Genomic DNA, 18,550 nt, shown 5'->3' with positions numbered 1-18,550 from the left:
GTCTGGCCCGGCTCTATCGCAGGCAAGCCAGCTCCCACATTTGGAATGCATTTCCATGTGGGAGCGGGCTTGCTCGCGAAGGCGTCAGCGGCCCAGCTAATCCACCTGATACACCCTAGGTTTTTCACCCTCTACCAACGCCGTCACACTCTTTCCTGCATACCCTTCTTTGTCCCCAGCAGCAAAATTCGCCACCAACCGCGTGCCATCGGCAAACGTGGTTTGCTGCATCTGCCGATCGGCCGTCAGCCAACGAAAATCGGTCATTGCCTGTGTCGCCAAGCGCTCATGCAACGGCCGAAAAAACTGGTCCTGGCGCTGTATCAACGGTATCCGCTGCTTAAGCGTCGCCGCACTCAAGTGATACAGCGGCGGCACGTTGTAGAGCAGCTGGGTCAACTCATTTTCAGCCCGCACATTGCTCAGCTTCAAACTGTCGAACAACCAATGATGCGTGGTGATCACCGAGCCGTGGAACACCGCCTGATACAACGGCAGGCGCATCGTCGGGTCGAAATACACGCTGCGAAACGGCTCGTTGAGCGGCACGGGCTTGAAGAAGACCGTCGGTTGCTCCGGCGGGTACCAGTTACCTACGTAGTAAGGCGATTGCTTGTCTTGGGTCATCTCGCGATCACCCCAGCCAATCACTGGCGTCTGCATGCCGTGGGCAAACAGAATGCCTTGGGCTGTCACCGCATTGCCGTCTTCGGAGCCGGCGGGCAGCTTGAGCACCGTGTTGAGCCAGCGGGACGCGTCGATATTGCCTTCAGCGTTTTGCGCCTGGGTCATTGGCGCGCCGTCACGGTAACTGTCGAAAACCATACTGGTGGCGTAGGCATCCAGGAACCAGGCGTTAAAACCGGCCTTGGCTTGCACCGCTTTCACCCGCGCTTCCAGTAACGGCCGCACGCAGCGCGGGTCGGTGTAATGGCCCGATTGCTGGAAGCCGGTCTTGAGCTTGCCGTCCTTCAACACGATGGCGCAGTTGCGATAAGCCTTGGCGCCCAGGTGCGCGGTGGTCCAGTCCGGGTTTTCGGTGATGGACAGTGCGGTCTCATAGGAGTCGTAGGGCGCCATCAAGTAGCCCGCGTTGACCCCCGCCTGAATCGCTTCGGGGTGCCAGAGGCCGCCTTCCCAACCCTCGCCCAACGTCAGCAGCAGCCGCTTGAGCCCCGCGTCTTGCAGCGACTTCAGGGTCTTGGCCGACAGGGTGCTGCCCCAAGTGGCAGGGCTGTCGGTCAAGGCGCCGGCAAATGCCGTGGCCAGTTCATGCCGGAGTGCACCATACCCCTCGGCAAGTTGGCGCATGTCCGGCTCGTCGCTGGCCTGCCAGGTTTGCCGGGCCTTTTTGTTGATCGCCGCGTTGAGCTCACGCAGCAAAACCGTCTTTTGGTAGCGATCCAACGTGCCGGCCTGCGTCAGCACCTGCGTGGTCTCTTTGTCCAGCAAGCCCTTGAGTTCGTGGCCGCGCAGCACCTTCACCAGCAGCGGCCAGTCGCGCACATCCTGGGGCCCTAACAGGTCATTGCCCCACAGATAGACGTGGCTGGCACCCAGCAGCTTTTCAGCCTCGGGGGTCTGACGCAGCTTGTCCGCCAGTGGCTCATAACGGCCCTGCTCCACCAGCCATTGGCGATAGCGCTTGGCCCCGGCCAGCGGGTCGGCATCGCCCAGGTGCAGGCGCAGCGTCATCGGCGCGGTGGGTTGCAGTGCGGTGAATTCATGGGATGCCAACAGCGCCAGACCGTTGCCATCGGCCTGCCACGCCAGGCGATTGTTATAGGGGTTGGTCAGCAACCAATTGAGCGTAAAGCGCCCATGGTCCACGCCCCATAGCGGCAGGCTCAGATCCTGGGTGGTGTTGACCTCGCCCTGTTCCAGCAAAAACGCCTGCCAGAGGGTGTTACCCGCCGGCACGTAATGCCCTTCGGCCAAGGGCCAGATCAAGCCTTTGCCCATGGCCTCGGCGGGTTGGCGCAACAGCGCCAATGGGCCCGGCTCGCGTGCGTTGATGGTCAGGGCAAGGTCGCGCTGCTCAAGGCGCGCGGTCAGCTGGTAGGCGCCGCTGTCCCACTGCCAAGTGGCTTGCCCGGCATCGGCCTGCACATCGGTGACCGCGTGCGCCGCCACACCGCTGGAGGCCTGCACTACGGCCTCGCCCGCCGGGGTGACGCGCAGCGCCAGCGTGGCGGGGTCGAGTTCGACCCGCCAGAGGGCGTTTTCCAGCACGGTGCCAGCGAAGAGTCGGGGAGACAGCAACAGGCAAAAAATCAGCACTAAACGGCGCATGACACGGGCCTTCCAAAACGCAAACAGGCCCGGAGGGTAAAACACTTACTGCCAGACGAATGTAGGGAAAGTGTTTCCAGGAGCCTTCCCACATCCTTGCAGGAAGGCGCCAAGGGTCAGGCCTGTTCTTTTTTCGGCTCGCGAATCTTGTACCAGGCCACATAAAGCGCTGGCAGGAACAACAGCGTCAGCAAGGTGGCGATGATGATCCCGCCGATCATCGCGTAGGCCATCGGCCCCCAGAACACTTCCCGCGCAATCGGGATCATGCCCAGGCTGGCTGCCGCAGCGGTCAGCAGGATGGGACGGCGCCGGTGCTCGGTGGCTTCCACCACGGCATCCCACGGCGTGTAGCCGTCGCGCTCGTAGGCATCGATCTGCGTCACCAGAATCACCGAGTTACGGATGATGATGCCGATCAGCGCCAGGATGCCAAGGATCGCCACAAAGCCCATGGGCGTGCCCGTGGGGATCAGCGCCAGCACCACGCCGATCAGCCCGAGCGGCGCGACACTGGCCACCAGGAACATCTTCTGCACGCTGTGCAGCTGGATCATCAGGAACGTGGCCATCAGGAACAGCATCAACGGCACCACTTTGGCGATAGGGCCTTGGGCCTTGCCGCTTTCTTCGACGGTGCCGCCGGTGGCAACTTTGTAACCCACCGGCAGGCCGGCGCTGAACGTGTCGATTTCGGGCTTGAGTTGCTTGACCAGGTCGGTTGGCTGCATCTCATCACGCACCGAAGCCTTGACGGTGATGGTTGGCTTGCGGTCGCGACGCCACACCAGCGGCTGTTCCAGCTCATACCGCACGGTGGCGAAGGCCAGCAACGGAATCGAGGTGCCGTTGGGCGTGACAATCTGCAGGTTCTGCAAGGTTTCCGGGGTGCCGCGTTCGGCATCTTCGGCGCGGCCGACCACGTTGATCAGGTAGATATCGTCGTGCACTTGGGTCACCGACGCACCGCTGACCACGCTGTTCATCAACTGCGCCACGTCTTCCGACGACAGCCCCAATTGCCGCGCCTTGTCCTGGGCGATGTCCACGCGCAGCACTTTGCCCGGCTCGTTCCAGTCGTAAATGATCTCGCCCAGGTGAGTGTTTTTATCCAGCAAGGTCGCCAGTTCTATGGCGTGCTTGCGCACCTGATCGGTGTCCTTGCCAGACACGCGATACTGGATCGGCCGCCCAACCGGCGGGCCCATTTCCAGTGGCTGCACATAGCTGCCGATGCCGACAAAGTCATCGCGCAGGCGTTTTTGCAGGCGCGCAATCAACGCGCCGCGCTCTTCCAGGCCTTTGCTGACGATCACCAACTGCGCGTAGTAGGGGTTTTCCAACTGCTGGTCGAGGGGCAGGTAGAAACGAATTGCGCCCTGGCCGATATAGGTGCTCCAGCGCGCGATATCCGGATCGTCCTTGATGATCGCCTCAAGGCGGTCGACCGCCTTGCGCGTTTCGTTGATCGAGGCGTTTTGCGGCAGGTTGAGGTCGACGAGAATTTCCGGACGGTCCGATGACGGGAAAAACTGGTTCTGCACAAACTGCATGGAGAACACCGAGGCCGCAAACAGCCCCACGGTGATGCCGATGGCCCACCAGCGGTTGCGCATGGCCCAGAGCATGCCGCCATTGAACGCGCGACCGATGCGCCCAGGCTCTTTGTTTTCGGGTTTAACGTTGGCGCTGAGGATATGCACGCCAATCACCGGCGCAAACAGCACCGCCACCACCCACGACACCAGCATCGCCACGGCAATCACCGCAAACAGCGTAAAGGTGTATTCGCCCGCCGAGCTGGCGTTGAGGCCGATAGGCACAAAGCCGGCGACGGTCACCAGCGTGCCGGTGAGCATCGGGAACGCGGTCGAGGTATAGGCGTAGGTCGCCGCCTGCTCCTTGGTTTCGCCTTTTTCCAGGCGCGTGATCATCATCTCCACGGTGATCATCGCGTCGTCCACCAACAGGCCGAGGGCGATGATCAACGCGCCCAGCGACACGCGCTGCATGGTGATGCCGCTGTATTCCATGAACACGAACACCAGCGCCAGCACCAATGGAATCGAGCACGCCACCACCAACCCGGCACGCATGCCGAGGCTGATAAAGCTCACCACCAGCACGATGATGACGGCTTCAAACAGCGCGCTGGTAAAGCCGCCGACGGCCTCTTCCACCACTTCTGCCTGGTCGGAGACTTTGTGCACGCCAACGCCCACCGGCAGGTCAGCCGTCAACTCATCCATGCGCGTGTGCAGGGCCTTGCCGAATGACTGGATATTGCCGCCCTTCTGCATGGCGATGGCCAAGCCAATCGCCGGCTGGCCATTGAAACGGAACATCGGCCGCGCCGGATCGACATAGCCACGGCTGATGTCGGCAATGTCGGCCAAACGGTAGAAACGGTCATTGAGGCGCAGGTTGACGTTGGCCAGGTCCTTTTCGGAGGCAAATTGCCCCGAGGTGCGCACCGAAATCCGCTCCGGCCCGGCCTCGATTACCCCGGCCGGGGTTACCGCGTTCTGCGACTGCAGGCTTTGTACGACCTGGCGCTGGTCAATCCCCAACGCTGCCAGTTTGCGCGTGGAAAAATTCAGGTAGATCACTTCGTCCTGCTGGCCGATCATCTCGACCTTGCCCAGGCCCGGCACCGAGCGGATCTCGGCGCGCACTTGCTCTACGTAGTCACGCAGTTGGCGCATCGACAGGCCATCACCGGTAAACGCGTAGACCGAACCGAACACGTCACCGAACTCATCGTTGAACGACGGCCCCTGCAAGCCTTGGGGGAAGGTGCCGCGAATGTCATCGATCTTCTTGCGCACCTGGTACCAGATATCCGGAATCGCCTTGGCGCTGGTGGTGTCTTTGAGGAACACGAACACCGTGGACTCGCCCGGCCGCGTGTAGCTTTTCACGTAGTCGAGGGAGTCGAGTTCTTCGAGTTTTTTCTCGATGCGGTCAGTGACCTGCTTGAGGGTTTCTTCCTGGGTCGCGCCCGGCCAGCGGGTTTGGATCACCATGGTTTTGATGGTGAACGAGGGGTCTTCCTCGCGGCCAAGGTTCATGTAGGAGAACACGCCCATCAGCAGCGCGACGAACATCAAGTACCAGACGAAGGACTGATGCTTGAGGGCCCAGTCGGATAAGTTGAAGCTCCCTTTCATCGCGGGCTGTCCTCGTCGATTTTGACTTTTTGCCCGGGTTTCAGGCTGTTCACGCCAGCGGTGACGATGCGTTCGCCAGGTTTGACGCCGCCGTTGAGCACGGCGCCGTCGGCATCGCGGCTGACCACCGTGACGTCACGCGGCTGCACGGTCTGGCTGTGGGTGTCGAGCAGCCAGATGCGGGTCTTGCCGTCAACTTCCTGCAAGGCGCTCACCGGCAGTTGGATACGGGGGGCGATGGCGGTGCTCAAGGTCACGCTGATAGCGGTGCCCAGGCGGAAGGCTGGCGGTGTTTCGGTCAGGGTCAATCGCGCACGACGGGTGCGCGTGGCGCTTTGGGCCTGAGGCTCGATTTCACGCACGATGGCGGTGGTGTTGACGCTCGGGTCGAGTTGGCCTGCGACCACAAACACCACATCGGTGGGCAGGCGCTCAGCCAGGCCGGCCGGCAGGTCGATTACCGCCTCCTTGATGTCCGGGCGCGCGAGGGTCACCACTTGCTGGCCGGCGCTGACGACCTGGCCAGCCTCGGCGTTCCAGGCGGTGACGATACCGGCGTGGTCGGTGCGCAGTTCGGCGTAGTTGAGCTGGTCCTTGGCCTGATTGACCGAAGCCTTGGCCTGGTCGAGGGTGGCCTGGGTGGTTTTCAGGTCGGTCTGGGCCACGTCCAGTTGAGCCTGGGCGCCGACACCACGGTTGAACAATTCCTGCTGACGGCGGGCGTTGGCCTGGGCGTTGATGAACTGCGCCTGCACGCGGGCGAGGTCGCCTTGGGCGGCGCGCAATTGGTTTTGCTGATCGGTGGGATCGAGCACGGCGAGCAAGGCGCCCTTCTCCACTTCGGCGCCCACGTCCACCGCGCGGCGGGCGATACGGCCGGGTACGCGAAAGCCCAAGTTACTTTCATAGCGGGCCTGGATGGTGCCGGCGAAGCGGCCGAGGTTTTCCTGGTCTTCGGCTTTGACTTCCATCGACAACACCGGGCGCACGGGCTCGGGCGGCGGTTCTTTCTTGGAGCAGGCGGCCACCAACAGGCTGGCGGCGAGCAGAGCCGTCAGGCGCTTCATGGCTGGGCTCCTTGCTGGGCGATCTCGACCAGCATGCCGGGGTGCAACAATTGTCCGCCGGCCACCACGACTTTTTCGCCGCCTTTGAGCCCGTCGCCAATAATCACTTTGCCGGTGAGGTAACGCGCCACGCTGACCTTGTGCAATTGCGCCTTGCCGTCACCGTCGATCAGCCACACGGCGGGTTCGTTGAGGTCTTTGGTCAAGGCCGACCACGGCAGCTCGATGCTGGCCTTGGCCGGGCCATTGGCGGTGGCGCTGACCACCGAGCCCAGTTGCATGCCCTTGGGCAGCGATTGCAGGGCGATTTTGACTTGCACGGTGCCGGTATTGGCCGCCACCGCCGGCGTGACCTCGCGAACCTTGCCCACGGCCTTGATGTTCGGGTTATCCAGCAGGCTGACCGTGATCGGTGCATCCGGCGGCGGCTCTACCAGCAGCGATTCATAGACATTGAACACCGCATCGCGATCGCCATCGGTGGCCAGGCTGAAAATCGGCACGGTGGCCTGCACGACCTGGCCAACTTCCGCCTGGCGCGCAGTAATCACACCGGGCGCATCGGCGATCAGCGAGGTATAACCGAGTTGTTCACGGGCGTTGGCGAGCTGGGCTTGCGCCGCGGCCAGGGCGCTTTGACTGCTGCGCAGCGCGGCCTGGGCGGCGTCGTATTCGCTGCGGCTGGTGTAGCCCTTGGGCAGCAGTTTTTCCTGGCGAACGAAGGCGGCGGCGGTTTGCTTGACCCGCGCCTGCTCGGCCACAACCTGGGCCTGCGCGGAATCGACGTTGGTCTGCAGGTCCTTGGGATCGAGCTTGGCCAGCACTTGCTTGGCGGTCACGCGGTCACCCACGTCGACCATGCGCTGGATGATTTTGCCACCCACGCGAAAGGACAAATCGGTTTGCACACGGGCCTGGATATCGCCAGTCAGGGTCACCGCCGCGGCGAAATCCGCCGGCTGCACCGTCTGCACAAAAACCCGCGAATGCTCCTTGGGCTCGGCCTTTTCCTGACCACAGCCGCTCAGCAGCGCCAAGAGGCCAAGGCTGAGTAAAACTATCGAAGTGCGACCGCCCATGCAGGCTCCTTTTGCGTGATGCCGACTTGCCAGTGTGTATGCGACTGTGAGCTTAGATCAGGGTTCCTTATCTGCATGGAGGATCCCATACTCCAATGGTTCCCACCTCGACTGAATACCCTATGTTGAAAACCCTGGCGGTGGCCAATTACCGCTCGATCAATAAATTGGTGGCGCCCCTGGACCGGTTGAACCTGGTCACCGGCCCCAATGGCAGCGGCAAGTCCAACCTGTATCGCGCCTTGCGCCTGCTGGCGGAAACCGCCCAGGGCGGCGTCATCAATGCGCTGGCCCGTGAAGGCGGGCTGGATTCAACCTTCTGGGCCGGGCCGGAAACCATCAGCCGACGCATGCGTGAGGGCGAAGTCGCCGTACAAGCCACCACCCGCCAGAACGTGAAGCGTCTGCGCCTGGGATTTGCCGGGGAAGATTTCAGCTACGCCATCTCCATGGGGTTGCCGTCACCCGGTATCAGTTATTTCTCCCTGGACCCCGAAATAAAAAAAGAATGCATCTGGGCCGGCCACCTCTATCGCCCCGCCAGCCTGCTGGTGCAGCGCTCCGGGCCGATGGTTCGGGCCCGAGAGGGGCGCAACTGGGATGTACTGGCCCAGCACACACCCGATTACCACAGCCTGTTTGATCAGGTCGGCAGCCTGCGCGGCTCGCCGGAGGTGTTGTTGCTGCGCGAAAGCATCCGTGGCTGGCGCTTTTATGATCACTTTCGCAGCGACGTGGACGCGCCCGTTCGCCAACCACAATTAGGCACGCGCACGCCGGTGTTGCATCACGACGGGCGCGATTTGGCCGCGGCGTTGCAGACCATCCGCGAAATCGGCGACCCCGAGGCATTGCAGCGTGCGGTCAGCGATGCATTCCCCGGCGCACGCCTGAATATCCAGCCGCTGCAGGGCGGGCGCTTTGCGATTGAGTTTTATCAGGAAGGCTTGCTGCGGCCCTTGTCGGCGGCGGAGTTGTCGGACGGCACCTTGCGTTATTTGCTGCTGATCGCGGCGCTGCTCACGCCTCGGCCGCCGACCATGATGGTACTGAATGAACCGGAAACCAGCTTGCACCCGGATTTGCTGCCGGCGTTGGCGCGTTTGATTATCCAGGCGTCCCAGCATTGCCAGGTGTGGGTGGTGTCGCATGCCAGCCGGTTGATCGCAGCGTTGCAACAGAATGAAGGGTGTAATTCGATTGTGCTGGAGAAGGTGATGGGCGAGACGCGGATTGTGGGGCAAGGAATGCTGGATGCCCCGGCGTGGCATTGGCCGGAGTAGGTGCAGTGACTGCACTGGCCTCTTCGCGGGCAAGCCCGCTCCCACATTTTGATTTGCGAACACACTCAAAGGTGGGAGCTGGCTTGCCTGCGATAGCGGTAGAACAGTCAGCGCGGGATCAACCCTGCCACTTACCGCCCTCAACAATCACACTCTCAGGCTTGGTGTCATCGCTCAGCTCTTTACGCACATATTGGTCGTACAGCTTGAGCAGGAACTTCTCCTCGCCCAACTTCGCCAACTCGGTATTCACCCAGTCGCGCAGTTCGATGTTGCCCTTCTTCACGGCCGGCGCAATCGGTGCTTCATCACCGAGTTTTTCTTCCAGCACGCGGTAGCCCGGGTTCTGCTTGGCCCAGCTGAACAGCACCAGGTTGTCTTGCGCGTACGCATCGCCACGGCCAGCCGACAGCGCTTGCAGGGACTCGGAGTTTTTCTCGAACTTGAGCAGTTTCCAGTCCGGGTGGTTTTTGGTCAGCCAGATATCGGCGGTGGTGCCGGTGGTGACGATGGTGGTGCGGGTGGCCAGGTCATCCAGGCTTTTCACCGCGCTGTCCTGCGGCACCAAAGCCTGTACCGCCACTTTCAGGTTGGGATTGGTGAAGTCCACCGCTTCCTTGCGCTCCGGCGTTACGGTCATGTTGGCAAGGATCAGGTCGACCTTGTCGCTTTGCAGAAACGGGATACGGCTGGCCGGCTCGACGGCAACAAACTCGACCTTGTTTTCATCGCCCAGCAAATCCTTGGCGAATTGGCGGCCGATATCCGTATCAAAGCCGACGTAACGACCGGCTTCGTTCACAAAACCGAACGGTGGCTTGTCGGTAAACACGCCGACGATCAGCTTGTCGCGCGCCTTGATCTTGTCGATGTAGCTGGCAGCAGCGACGGGTTTGGCAGGCTCTTCGGCCTTTTTATCGCAGCCGGCCAGTAAGGCGACGGCAAACAGTGGCAGCAGTAGTTTTTTCATATCAGCTCCAATTCCTTGGTCTTTTTGGGCAGTGTTGAAACAAAGGAGAACTTCTCCAGAAACTGCTGCGCGCGTGCGGTTTGCGGGTTCGTAAAGAATTCTTCGGGGGTGTTGTGTTCGAGGATGCGACCGGCCTCCATGAACACCACGCGGTCGGCGACGGCGCGGGCGAAGGCCATTTCATGGGTGACGATCAACAAGGTCATGCCGTCGCGGGCCAGGCCCTGAATCACTTCCAGCACTTCCTTGACCATTTCCGGGTCGAGGGCGGCGGTGACTTCGTCAAACAGCATCACTTGCGGGTTCATGCACAGCGAACGGACGATGGCGATGCGTTGCTGCTGACCACCGGACAACTGGCGAGGGAAGGCGTCGCGCTTGTCGGCCAGGCCCACACGTTCGAGTAATTTTTCCGCCTGGGCACGGGCTTCGCGAGGCGCGCGTTTTTGCACTTTCAGCGGGCCGAGCAGGATGTTGTCGAGCACGCTCATGTGCGGGAACAGGTGGTAGCTCTGGAATACCATGCCCACGTCCTGGCGCACCTGGCGCCAATCGGTATTTTTGTCCAGCAGCTCTTTGCCGGCAAAACGCAGGCTGCCGCTGTGCGCCACTTCCAGGCCGTTAAGGCAGCGCAGCAGGGTACTTTTGCCACAGCCGCTGGGTCCGAGGATCACCACCACTTCGCCGCTTTGCACGCTCAGGTCGATGCCCTTGAGCACCTGCTGCTCGCCGAAGAATTTGTTGAAAGCCTGGAACTCGATCAATACGCTCATGCTTGGGCCCAGCGCCGTTCCAGCACCTTGGAGGCGGCTGACAACGGGTAGCAGATAAAGAAGAAAAACAGGAACAGCACGCCGTAGATCAGTACTGACTCATAGGTGCGTTCGATAATTTGCTGGCCGACCTTGATCACGTCCACCACGCCGATCAGCACCGCCAGCGAGCTGGTCTTGATGATGCGCGTGTAGACGTTGATGGTTGGCGGCGTCATGCGCTTGAGGGCTTGGGGTAGCAACACGTAGCCGTACAGCTGCGGGTCGGACAGGCCAATCGACAACCCGGCCTCGCGCTGGCCACGCGGCAGCGAATGCAGCGCGCCCCGTACCACTTCGCCGACCTCGCTGGCGCCCCACAACGACAGCACCAGCACCGCGCACCAGAAGCTCGGAATGCTCAGGCCAAAGAAAATCGGCAAACCGAAAAACAGCAGGTACAACCACACCAGCACCGGAATCGCCCGGAACAGCTCCAGGTACACCCGCAGCACCGCGTTGATCAGCGTGTTATTCAGCGTGCGCAGCACGCCATACAACACCCCGCCGACGGTGCTGAAGGCGATGCTCAGGAAAGAAATCGACAGCGTCTGCGCAGCGCCCTTGCCCAGTTGCGGCAACGACACCCACAACAACTCAAGACCCGAACTGGCCATGCTGGAGCCTCCTTTCCAGGCGACTGAGCAGCAGCGACAGCGGCAAAAACAACAGCACGCAAATCAGCGTCAGCACGGCGAGCATTTCGTAGGTTTTGTAGTAGAGCGCGATGTAGCTCTTGGTGGTGTAGAGAATCTCCGGCACCGCCACGGCCGACACCACCGTGGTCTCCTTGAGCAGAAAGATGAAATTGGCGAACAGCGCCGGCAGGCTGAGGATGCCGGCCTGAGGCAGGATCACATGGCGCAGCAGCTGCCAGTCGGACAGGCCGATGGACTTGCCCGACTCGATCTGCGCCAGCGGCACCGCTTCCACACCGGCGCGCAGCACTTCGGTGAGGTAGGCGCCGCCGAGGAAGGTCATGGTGATGATCGCCGCCCAGAACCCGGAGATATTGAACCCCAGCGCCGGCAAGGCGAAGTACACAAAGAACAGTTGGATCAGCAGCGGCGTGTTGCGCGCCAGCTCCACATACAGCGCCACCAGGCGCGACAGGTACGGCGTGCGAAACACCAGCAGCGCTGCGTTGATCAGTGCCACCAGCAACGAGGTGGCAATAGCGATCAGGCCCACTTGCAGCGTCACCCCCACGGCGCTGAGAAACGCCGGCAAGGTGCTGAGGATAAAAGTGAAATCGAAGGTCATCTTGAGTCCATGACGCCGCAAGGGTAATGCAGCGGGCGCAGTCCGATCCGGCGTGGGTAACGCCGGGTAGCGCGAACTTTAAAGGTATAAAAAGTAAAATTTAAATACCCAAATAGCATATTGATATCACCCAAAAAGATAACCGCCGGATTCGCGGGTTGTCCGGGTGGCGGCTATGGTTGGGGGGTCTGAGATTCGAGGGATTGACCATGAACGAAGTGAAGCCGATTGATCCGCAGGAGCTGGTGAAGTGGCTGATGGCGTTGCGCCGGGCGATCCACACACAAAACATGTAAGCCTGCGCAGATCAAATGTGGGAGGGGGCTTGCCCCCGATAGCGGTATGTCAGCCACAGATGCATTGACTGAACCACTGCTATCGGGGGCGAGCCCCCTCCCACATTTATTGCACTCCAAATTCCAGGCATAAAAAAAATGCCGACGCTATGTGAGCCGTCGGCGTTCAAACCTTGAAGGGGGTTTGGTTTACATCAGAACGCCGGTACGACGGCGCCTTTGTACTTGGAATCGATGAACGCTTTGACTTCAGGGCTGGTCAGGGCCTTGGCCAGCTTCTGGATAGCGTCGCTGTCCTTGTTGTCCGGGCGTGCCACCAGGAAGTTCACGTACGGCGACTTGGCGTCTTCGATGATCAGCGCATCTTTGGCTGGGTTCAGGCCGGCTTCCAGCGCGTAGTTGGTGTTGATCAAGTCCAGATCAACCTGGTCGAGCACGCGTGGCAGCAGCGCCGATTCCAGCTCTTTGAATTTCAGGTGTTTCGGGTTGCTGGCGATGTCTTTCGGCGTGGCCAGGGCGTTGCTTGGGTCTTTGAGGGTGATCACACCGGCTTTTTGCAGCAGCAACAGGGCGCGGCCGCTGTTGGAGCCTTCGTTCGGGATGGCCACGGTGGCGCCATCTTTGAGCTCGGAAATATTCTTGATCTTCTTCGAGTAACCGCCGAAAGGTTCAACGTGCACGCCGACCACAGTGACCAGGTTGGTGCCCTTGCCCTTGTTGAAGTTTTCCAGGTACGGCAGGGTCTGGAAGTAGTTGGCATCCAGACGCTTCTCGGCCACTTGCACGTTAGGTTGCACGTAGTCGGTGAATACTTTGATCTCCAGGTCTACGCCTTCTTTGGCCAGGGTCGGTTTGACCAGCTCAAGGATCTCGGCGTGCGGGATCGGCGTGGCGGCAACCACCAGTTTCTCGTTGGCCTGGGCGAAGCTTGCAGTCAGGGCAGCCGCCAGTGCGGTAAACAACAGAACCTTTTTCATGCAGTGTCCTTATCGAAATTCCGGGGCGTCTCTGACGACCGTTTTTATGGTGTGCCAGCGAAGTGCTATCGCGGCGTGGAGTGGACAATACCTAGATTTTTTATTCCCGAACAATATCTTTTATTCACTTTGATATTCCATTTTGCTCATGTAGCTGCTGTTCATTTAGAAAGCTGAGCAAGGTTTGCCGCTCGGCGGCGCTGGCACTCGCGAAGATCCGCTGCACCTGTTCCAGTGGCGAGCCCGCCACCGGCAGGTTGAGATGTTCGGGCAAAATCTCATCACCACTGCTCACCAGCAACGCAAAGTGAATAACGTTTTCCAGCTCGCGGGTATTGCCCGGCCAGCTGTGGAGTTCCAACACACGCTGGGCGGCATCACTGATCAGCGGAACCGGCAGGTCCAGGCGCTGGCTGTAGATGCCGAGAAAATATTCAGCCAGCGACAGAATATCGCCCACGCGCTCGCGCAGCGCGGGCAGGTCGAGCTGGCCTTCACTCAAATAATGGAACAGACGCTCGTGAAACTTGCCCGCCGCCACGGCCTGGGCGAGGTCGATGCTGGTGGCCGCAACCAGGCGCACATCCACCGGGCTGGGCTGGTGGGCGCCAACGCGGGTGACTTCGTGATTTTCCAGGGCGGCGAGCAATTTCACCTGGATCGGCAACGGCAAGTCGCCGATCTCATCCAGGTACAAGGTGCCGCCGTTGGCCGACCCGAACCACCCGGCCCGACTGCTCGCCGCGCCGCTGTGGCTGCCGGCCGCGTAGCCAAACAGCTCGGCATCGGCGTAAGTGGGGCTGATCGCGCCGCAGTTGACCGAGACAAACAACCCGGTGCGGTCGCTGCCACGGTGAATATGCCGCGCCAGCAGCTCCTTGCCGCTGCCGGTCTCACCGCGAATCAACACCGGCAAGGCGCGCGGCGCCAGGCTTTCCAAGTCTTCACGCAATTGGCGCGAGCGCGGGTCGACAAACACCAGGGCCTTGGCACGGATGCTCAGCGGGCTTTTTTCGGCGTCGGGGAAGGTCAGCAAGGGCTGGCCGAAGGTTTCATGACTCATGGCAGGCTCCCGCCCCAAATCCACTCAGGGACGGGGCGTTGAAAAATGTTCAGGCAGTACGCCGGGCGTGGTGCTCAAGGCGGTTTTGCAGGCGATAGAGGTAGGCGAAGCCCTGCTCCCAGCGCTGGTGGCCGGACTTCACATTGATATGGCCGGCGCCGGACAGAATCCCGGCCTCCGCGCCCCAATTGCGCGCCAGCTCCAGAGCCCGCGGGGCGCTGACCGCGCTGTCGTTGTCGGAGCTGACCACTTGGCTGGGAAACGGCAGCAGGTCGCTCGGGATCGGTGCGAAGTTGCGCAAGGCCGGTGAACAGGCCGGGCGTTCGACATCCGCCGGAGCCACCAGCAAAGCGCCGCGGACCTGACGCAAAAAGTGCACCGGCGCAGTGGCGGCCCAATGCGCGACGGTGATGCAACCCAGGCTATGGGCGATCAGGATCACCGGCGTGCTGTCGGCGGCGATGGCCTCGGCGAGTGCGGCCACCCAGTCTTCGCGACGCGGCGTCAGCCAATCGGCCTGTTCCACCCGCGCGCTGTTGGGCAGGCTGTTCTGCCAATGGGTTTGCCAATGATCTTCTGGCGATCCTTGCCAGCCCGGCACGATCAGATAACGAATCGACTCGCTGTGCATGGGTGTGCCCTCCTGCAGCGTTTAACGTTGCTGACCAGTATAGGGATGGGGGTTATATTCGTTAAGGAATAAGAAGCTATTTATTAATAACCAAAATCTCAAACCCATCGCAGATCAAAATGTGGGAGCGGGCTTGCTCGCGAATGCGGTGCATCAGTCGGCGCATCTGCTACTGACCCACCGTATTCGCGAGCAAGCCCGCTCCCACATAGACCTCATTTCACATCGAGCTTCAACGGAATTCCAGGCAAAAAAAAGGCCGCACCCTGCCAAGGAAACGGCCAAAAAATTGTCGAGGCATTTGAAACTAACGTGCAGTAATCACCGACAACTTGGTAATCCCCGCGCGTTCGATAGACGCCATGGCTCGCGCCACTTCGCCGTAGTTCACTCCATTGTCAGCCTGCAGTTGCACCCGCACATCGGGGTCCTTGGCCTTGGCCGCCTGCAGGTTGAATTCCAGCAGGTCCGGCTGGATTTCGTCCTTGTTGATAAACAGTTTGCCGGCGCCGTCGATACTCACCACCAGCGGGTCCTTTTGCTCAACCGGCGCCACGGCTTGGGTCTTGGGCAGGTTGATCGGGATCGCGTTGGTCAACAGCGGCGCAGTGACGATAAACACCACCAACAGCACCAGCATCACGTCCACCAGCGGCGTCACGTTGATCTCGCTCAGCACCTCGTCACTGTCTTGTGTGGAAAAGGCCATCTCAGGACGCCTCCTTCACTTTCTGCGGGTTGCCGGCTGCGCTTTTGGTCAGCGCAGGGTGCAGCAGCACGCGGAAGGCGTTTTTCTGCGCCAGGCTGTAGAAGTCGTGGGCAAAGTCATCCAGGTCAGCAGCCGTCAGCTTCAGGCGGCGCAGGAAATAGTTGTAGACCAGCACCGCCGGCACCGCGACGGCGATCCCCACACCGGTGGCCACCAGCGCCGCACCAATCGGGCCGGCCACGGTTTCCAGGCTGGCGGAGCCGGCGGCGCTGATGCCTTTCAACGCTTCCATGATCCCCCACACGGTGCCGAACAGGCCGATAAACGGCGAGGTGCTGCCGATACTGGCGACCACGGCCAGGCCGGTTTCCAGCGAGCGACGCTCACGCACGATCTGCTGACGCAGGGCGCGTTCGAGGCGGTCCTGATGGTTGATGGCCTGGCTCAGGTCCGCGGCGTGTGGCGTGTCACCGACCTGGATCGCGGCATAACCGGCCTGGGCCACGCGCGCTGCGGCGCCGGGCTGGGTTTCGGCCAGTTCGGCGGCCGAGTCGAGACTCGACGCCGCCCAGAACTGTTTGTGGAATTTGCGATCCTGGGCCTTGAGGCGACCGAACTGCACGCCCTTGAGCAAGGCGAAGCCCCAGGTGGCGACCGAAAAGGCCACCAGCAGCCAGATCACCGCGCTTTCGATGGATTCAACTGGAGATGCTAATGCCATGATGTTTTCCCTCTGTGCAGGTCGCGGCGTGTCCAACACACCGCTGCCGAATAGTTAGTGAATCTTGAAATCGATCGGTACGCTGACCCAGCCGTCCTGGGCCACATCGCCCTGCTTGGCCGGCACGAAGCTCCAACGCTTCACGGCGGTCAGTGCGGCGTCATCGAGTTGCTGGCGACCGCTGCTTCTCTGGACCTGGATCTCGCCCGGCTTGCCGCTGGCCAACACATGCACCCTGAGCAACACCGTGCCTTCCCAACCGCGACGCTGGGCCAGTGACGGGTACTCCGGCGCCGGGTTCTTCAGGTACGCGGCGTTCGCCGAAGCGGGTGTAACCGGGGCCGGCGACGGTGGCGCGGCTGGCGCGGGCGGTGCAGGTGGCGCCGGCGTAGGTGGCGCGGGCGGTTGCTCGACCGGTTTAGGTGCAGGCTTGGGCTCGGGCTTGGGCACCGGTTTGGGTTTAGGCTTGGGAATCGGTTTTGGCGGCGCCGGCTTGGCAGCCAACTCATCCACCACCGGCGGCGGTGGCTCGACCACAGGTGGCGGTGGTGGTGGCGGCACGGGTGGTGGCGGTTCAACCACCGGCGGCGCCGGCTGGGAAAATTCGATCGTCATCGGCGGGATTTCCGGCGGCACAATCGGCAATACCGGCGTCGGCTTCTGGCTCACCCAATAGATCACCGCACCGTGCAGCGCCAACACCAGCAAGCCGAGCAGCAGCCCTTCGCGACGGCTCGAGAAGCGCTTCGGGGTTTTCTGCAAACGCAACTGCCCCAACGGCGCCCGATGCGGCCGGCCAAGGTCGACCAACTCACCACCCGGTGCCAGGCGCCATTGCGCCTCGGGTGCACTGGCGGCGGTCTGGACATTGCCCATTGATTCACTCCCTACGGTCTTCACACAAAAAAACCGACAGGCCTGCCTTGGCGGCCGTCGAGGGCTGAATCATCGGGGCCAGACGCTTATCTCTTAAAGTAATCTTTAAAGTTATACATAGATCTAAACTGAATATGAGAAACATCCTGAAACGCCAAAGCCACGGCCTGCGCGGCCTGTGGCGAAGGTGCTGTTTTTCGATGCTTTTCAGGCATAAAAAATATTCAGTGAAGGCATCGATTGTGGGGTGGGCTTACCCCGCGTTGGGTTGCGTAGCAGACCCACTGGGAGATAACGCGGTGTCAGGCATATCGGTTTGGCAGGTTTTGGGGCGGCTATGCAGCCCAACGCGGGGCAAGCCCGCTCGCCACGAACGCGGCGCTCGGCGACAGCTTTACGCTGGGCTGTTGGCGCATAACTCGAGCAATTGACGTTGCAACGTCTGCCCGGCTGCGCCCAACCCGCTGCGGCCGTATAACGCCAGGCGCACGCCTTGCACCGTGGGCAACCCACTGTCCTCGCCGAGCACCACGTGCCCAGGCTGCACCACCCGGCGTGGTAACAGGCTGATGCCGAGCCCCGCCGCCACTGCCGAACACACGCTGGCCAGGCCGGCGCTGGAATAGCCGATGCGCCAGCGCCAGCCACCCACTTCCAGGTGATGCAGCATTTCATTGCGATACAACCCACCCACCGGAAACGCCACCAAGGGCAACGGGTCGCGTCCTAGGGACGGCATGCTGCGGCTGTCGACCCAGCACAGGGGCTCCGGCCACGACGCCAGGCAGTCGTCGCTGTCACCCATTTGCTTGACCAGCAACACGTCGAACTCACCTGCACGGTATTGACGCTGCAGCTCCGGGCCGAGGCCGCTGGTGACTTCCAGGCGCACGCGCGGGTAGGCCACCACGAACGACGACAGCAACGGCATCAGCCGTTCAGCGGCAAAGTCCTCTGGCACCCCCAGGCGCAGCACGCCGTCGCTTTGCTGAGTGATCAGCACGTCGGCAGCCTCTTCATGCAGCGCGAGGATGCGCCGCGCGTACGCCAGCAAGCGCTCACCCTCGGCGGTGGCCACCACGCGGCGCTGATCGCGGTCGAGCAACTGGCACGCCACGGCCTCTTCCAGGCGGCGGATCTGCTGGCTCACGGTGGACTGGGTCACGTGCAGGCGCTCGGCGGCGCGGGTGAAATTGCCGCAATCCACCACGGCGACAAAACTGCGTAACAACACGGGGTCGAACATGGCGCTTCACCATTGCGTTTGCCACTGATTGGCATGGTTATATTTAATTTCAGAATACCTCGCGAGCTGCCCATACTTCCTGCCTCTTTTGCACA

16 protein-coding genes are annotated in these 18,550 nt (G+C 61.5%); 1 reads left to right on the top strand and 15 read right to left on the bottom strand.

All coding sequences use genetic code 11. The features are described from left to right. Positions 1–96: 96 nt before the first annotated feature. From AB5I78_RS01140 to AB5I78_RS01125, 4 genes are all read right to left on the bottom strand, one after another. Positions 97–2,292, bottom strand: coding sequence for a glycoside hydrolase (locus AB5I78_RS01140; protein WP_369301796.1), 2,196 nt, complete (start codon positions 2,290–2,292; stop codon positions 97–99). Between the two features lie 116 nt (positions 2,293–2,408). Then, positions 2,409–5,462: an efflux RND transporter permease subunit gene (locus tag AB5I78_RS01135; protein ID WP_369301797.1), complete on the bottom strand. Its 3,054-nt coding sequence runs from the start codon at positions 5,460–5,462 to the stop codon at positions 2,409–2,411. Continuing rightward, entirely contained in the window at positions 5,459–6,529 is a 1,071-nt protein-coding gene (locus AB5I78_RS01130; RefSeq protein WP_369301798.1) for an efflux RND transporter periplasmic adaptor subunit, read from the bottom strand. Before AB5I78_RS01130 ends, AB5I78_RS01135 begins: the two co-directional genes overlap by 4 nt. Continuing rightward, entirely contained in the window at positions 6,526–7,608 is a 1,083-nt protein-coding gene (locus tag AB5I78_RS01125; RefSeq protein ID WP_145159750.1) for an efflux RND transporter periplasmic adaptor subunit, read from the bottom strand. The genes AB5I78_RS01130 and AB5I78_RS01125 overlap by 4 nt, the downstream gene beginning before the upstream one ends. Before the next feature lie 122 nt (positions 7,609–7,730). Between AB5I78_RS01125 and AB5I78_RS01120 the strand changes: the two genes are divergently transcribed. Further along, positions 7,731–8,891 (top strand): AAA family ATPase, encoded by a 1,161-nt coding sequence (locus tag AB5I78_RS01120; RefSeq protein ID WP_369301799.1) that lies wholly within the window; start codon positions 7,731–7,733, stop codon positions 8,889–8,891. Between the two features lie 118 nt (positions 8,892–9,009). On the opposite strand, the gene AB5I78_RS01115 is transcribed toward AB5I78_RS01120, so the two are convergent. From AB5I78_RS01115 to AB5I78_RS01065, 11 genes are all read right to left on the bottom strand, one after another. Continuing rightward, complete coding sequence (locus AB5I78_RS01115) at positions 9,010–9,861, bottom strand: transporter substrate-binding domain-containing protein (RefSeq protein ID WP_369301800.1); 852 nt, start codon at positions 9,859–9,861, stop codon at positions 9,010–9,012. Continuing rightward, the gene (locus tag AB5I78_RS01110; protein ID WP_369301801.1) at positions 9,858–10,634 is read right to left on the bottom strand and encodes an amino acid ABC transporter ATP-binding protein; all 777 of its coding nucleotides are present in this window, start codon (positions 10,632–10,634) and stop codon (positions 9,858–9,860) included. Before AB5I78_RS01110 ends, AB5I78_RS01115 begins: the two co-directional genes overlap by 4 nt. Next, positions 10,631–11,290: an amino acid ABC transporter permease gene (locus tag AB5I78_RS01105; RefSeq protein ID WP_032884905.1), complete on the bottom strand. Its 660-nt coding sequence runs from the start codon at positions 11,288–11,290 to the stop codon at positions 10,631–10,633. Before AB5I78_RS01105 ends, AB5I78_RS01110 begins: the two co-directional genes overlap by 4 nt. Continuing rightward, entirely contained in the window at positions 11,271–11,936 is a 666-nt protein-coding gene (locus AB5I78_RS01100; RefSeq protein WP_369301802.1) for an amino acid ABC transporter permease, read from the bottom strand. Before AB5I78_RS01100 ends, AB5I78_RS01105 begins: the two co-directional genes overlap by 20 nt. 490 nt (positions 11,937–12,426) lie before the next feature. Then, positions 12,427–13,209: a MetQ/NlpA family ABC transporter substrate-binding protein gene (locus AB5I78_RS01095; RefSeq protein WP_145159742.1), complete on the bottom strand. Its 783-nt coding sequence runs from the start codon at positions 13,207–13,209 to the stop codon at positions 12,427–12,429. Positions 13,210–13,333: 124 nt separating this feature from the next. Further along, positions 13,334–14,272: a sigma 54-interacting transcriptional regulator gene (locus tag AB5I78_RS01090; protein ID WP_145159740.1), complete on the bottom strand. Its 939-nt coding sequence runs from the start codon at positions 14,270–14,272 to the stop codon at positions 13,334–13,336. A gap of 49 nt (positions 14,273–14,321) precedes the next feature. After that, entirely contained in the window at positions 14,322–14,903 is a 582-nt protein-coding gene (locus AB5I78_RS01085) for an alpha/beta hydrolase (RefSeq protein ID WP_119738240.1), read from the bottom strand. Between the two features lie 307 nt (positions 14,904–15,210). Further along, a complete protein-coding gene (locus AB5I78_RS01080) occupies positions 15,211–15,612 on the bottom strand; it encodes a biopolymer transporter ExbD (protein ID WP_145159738.1) in 402 nt (133 codons plus the stop codon). 1 nt (position 15,613) lies between these two features. Beyond that, positions 15,614–16,336 carry a MotA/TolQ/ExbB proton channel family protein gene (locus tag AB5I78_RS01075; protein ID WP_369301855.1) on the bottom strand — a complete coding sequence of 241 codons (723 nt, stop codon included), beginning with the start codon at positions 16,334–16,336 and terminating at the stop codon, positions 15,614–15,616. A gap of 51 nt (positions 16,337–16,387) precedes the next feature. After that, positions 16,388–17,209, bottom strand: a complete 822-nt coding sequence (locus AB5I78_RS01070; protein ID WP_369301803.1) for an energy transducer TonB — start codon at positions 17,207–17,209, stop codon at positions 16,388–16,390. A gap of 394 nt (positions 17,210–17,603) precedes the next feature. Continuing rightward, positions 17,604–18,455 (bottom strand): LysR family transcriptional regulator, encoded by an 852-nt coding sequence (locus AB5I78_RS01065; RefSeq protein WP_262208169.1) that lies wholly within the window; start codon positions 18,453–18,455, stop codon positions 17,604–17,606. Positions 18,456–18,550 lie beyond the last annotated feature (95 nt).

The organism is Pseudomonas sp. N2-3-1-14, from assembly GCF_041228395.1.
Taxonomy (GTDB): Bacteria; Pseudomonadota; Gammaproteobacteria; order Pseudomonadales; family Pseudomonadaceae; genus Aquipseudomonas.
Note: the sequence above shows the minus strand (reverse complement) of the source record. Positions and strands in the feature narration are given on the sequence as shown.

Excerpts from the sequence above, each read along its gene's own strand:
- AB5I78_RS01140 (WP_369301796.1), bottom strand. The coding sequence starts at position 2,292 with ATGCGCCGTTTAGTGCTGATTTTTTGCCTGTTGCTGTCTCCCCGACTC.
- AB5I78_RS01135 (WP_369301797.1), bottom strand. The coding sequence starts at position 5,462 with ATGAAAGGGAGCTTCAACTTATCCGACTGGGCCCTCAAGCATCAGTCC.
- AB5I78_RS01130 (WP_369301798.1), bottom strand. The coding sequence starts at position 6,529 with ATGAAGCGCCTGACGGCTCTGCTCGCCGCCAGCCTGTTGGTGGCCGCC.
- AB5I78_RS01125 (WP_145159750.1), bottom strand. The coding sequence starts at position 7,608 with ATGGGCGGTCGCACTTCGATAGTTTTACTCAGCCTTGGCCTCTTGGCG.
- AB5I78_RS01120 (WP_369301799.1), top strand. The coding sequence starts at position 7,731 with ATGTTGAAAACCCTGGCGGTGGCCAATTACCGCTCGATCAATAAATTG.
- AB5I78_RS01115 (WP_369301800.1), bottom strand. The coding sequence starts at position 9,861 with ATGAAAAAACTACTGCTGCCACTGTTTGCCGTCGCCTTACTGGCCGGC.
- AB5I78_RS01110 (WP_369301801.1), bottom strand. The coding sequence starts at position 10,634 with ATGAGCGTATTGATCGAGTTCCAGGCTTTCAACAAATTCTTCGGCGAG.
- AB5I78_RS01105 (WP_032884905.1), bottom strand. The coding sequence starts at position 11,290 with ATGGCCAGTTCGGGTCTTGAGTTGTTGTGGGTGTCGTTGCCGCAACTG.
- AB5I78_RS01100 (WP_369301802.1), bottom strand. The coding sequence starts at position 11,936 with ATGACCTTCGATTTCACTTTTATCCTCAGCACCTTGCCGGCGTTTCTC.
- AB5I78_RS01095 (WP_145159742.1), bottom strand. The coding sequence starts at position 13,209 with ATGAAAAAGGTTCTGTTGTTTACCGCACTGGCGGCTGCCCTGACTGCA.
- AB5I78_RS01090 (WP_145159740.1), bottom strand. The coding sequence starts at position 14,272 with ATGAGTCATGAAACCTTCGGCCAGCCCTTGCTGACCTTCCCCGACGCC.
- AB5I78_RS01085 (WP_119738240.1), bottom strand. The coding sequence starts at position 14,903 with ATGCACAGCGAGTCGATTCGTTATCTGATCGTGCCGGGCTGGCAAGGA.
- AB5I78_RS01080 (WP_145159738.1), bottom strand. The coding sequence starts at position 15,612 with ATGGCCTTTTCCACACAAGACAGTGACGAGGTGCTGAGCGAGATCAAC.
- AB5I78_RS01070 (WP_369301803.1), bottom strand. The coding sequence starts at position 17,209 with ATGGGCAATGTCCAGACCGCCGCCAGTGCACCCGAGGCGCAATGGCGC.
- AB5I78_RS01065 (WP_262208169.1), bottom strand. The coding sequence starts at position 18,455 with ATGTTCGACCCCGTGTTGTTACGCAGTTTTGTCGCCGTGGTGGATTGC.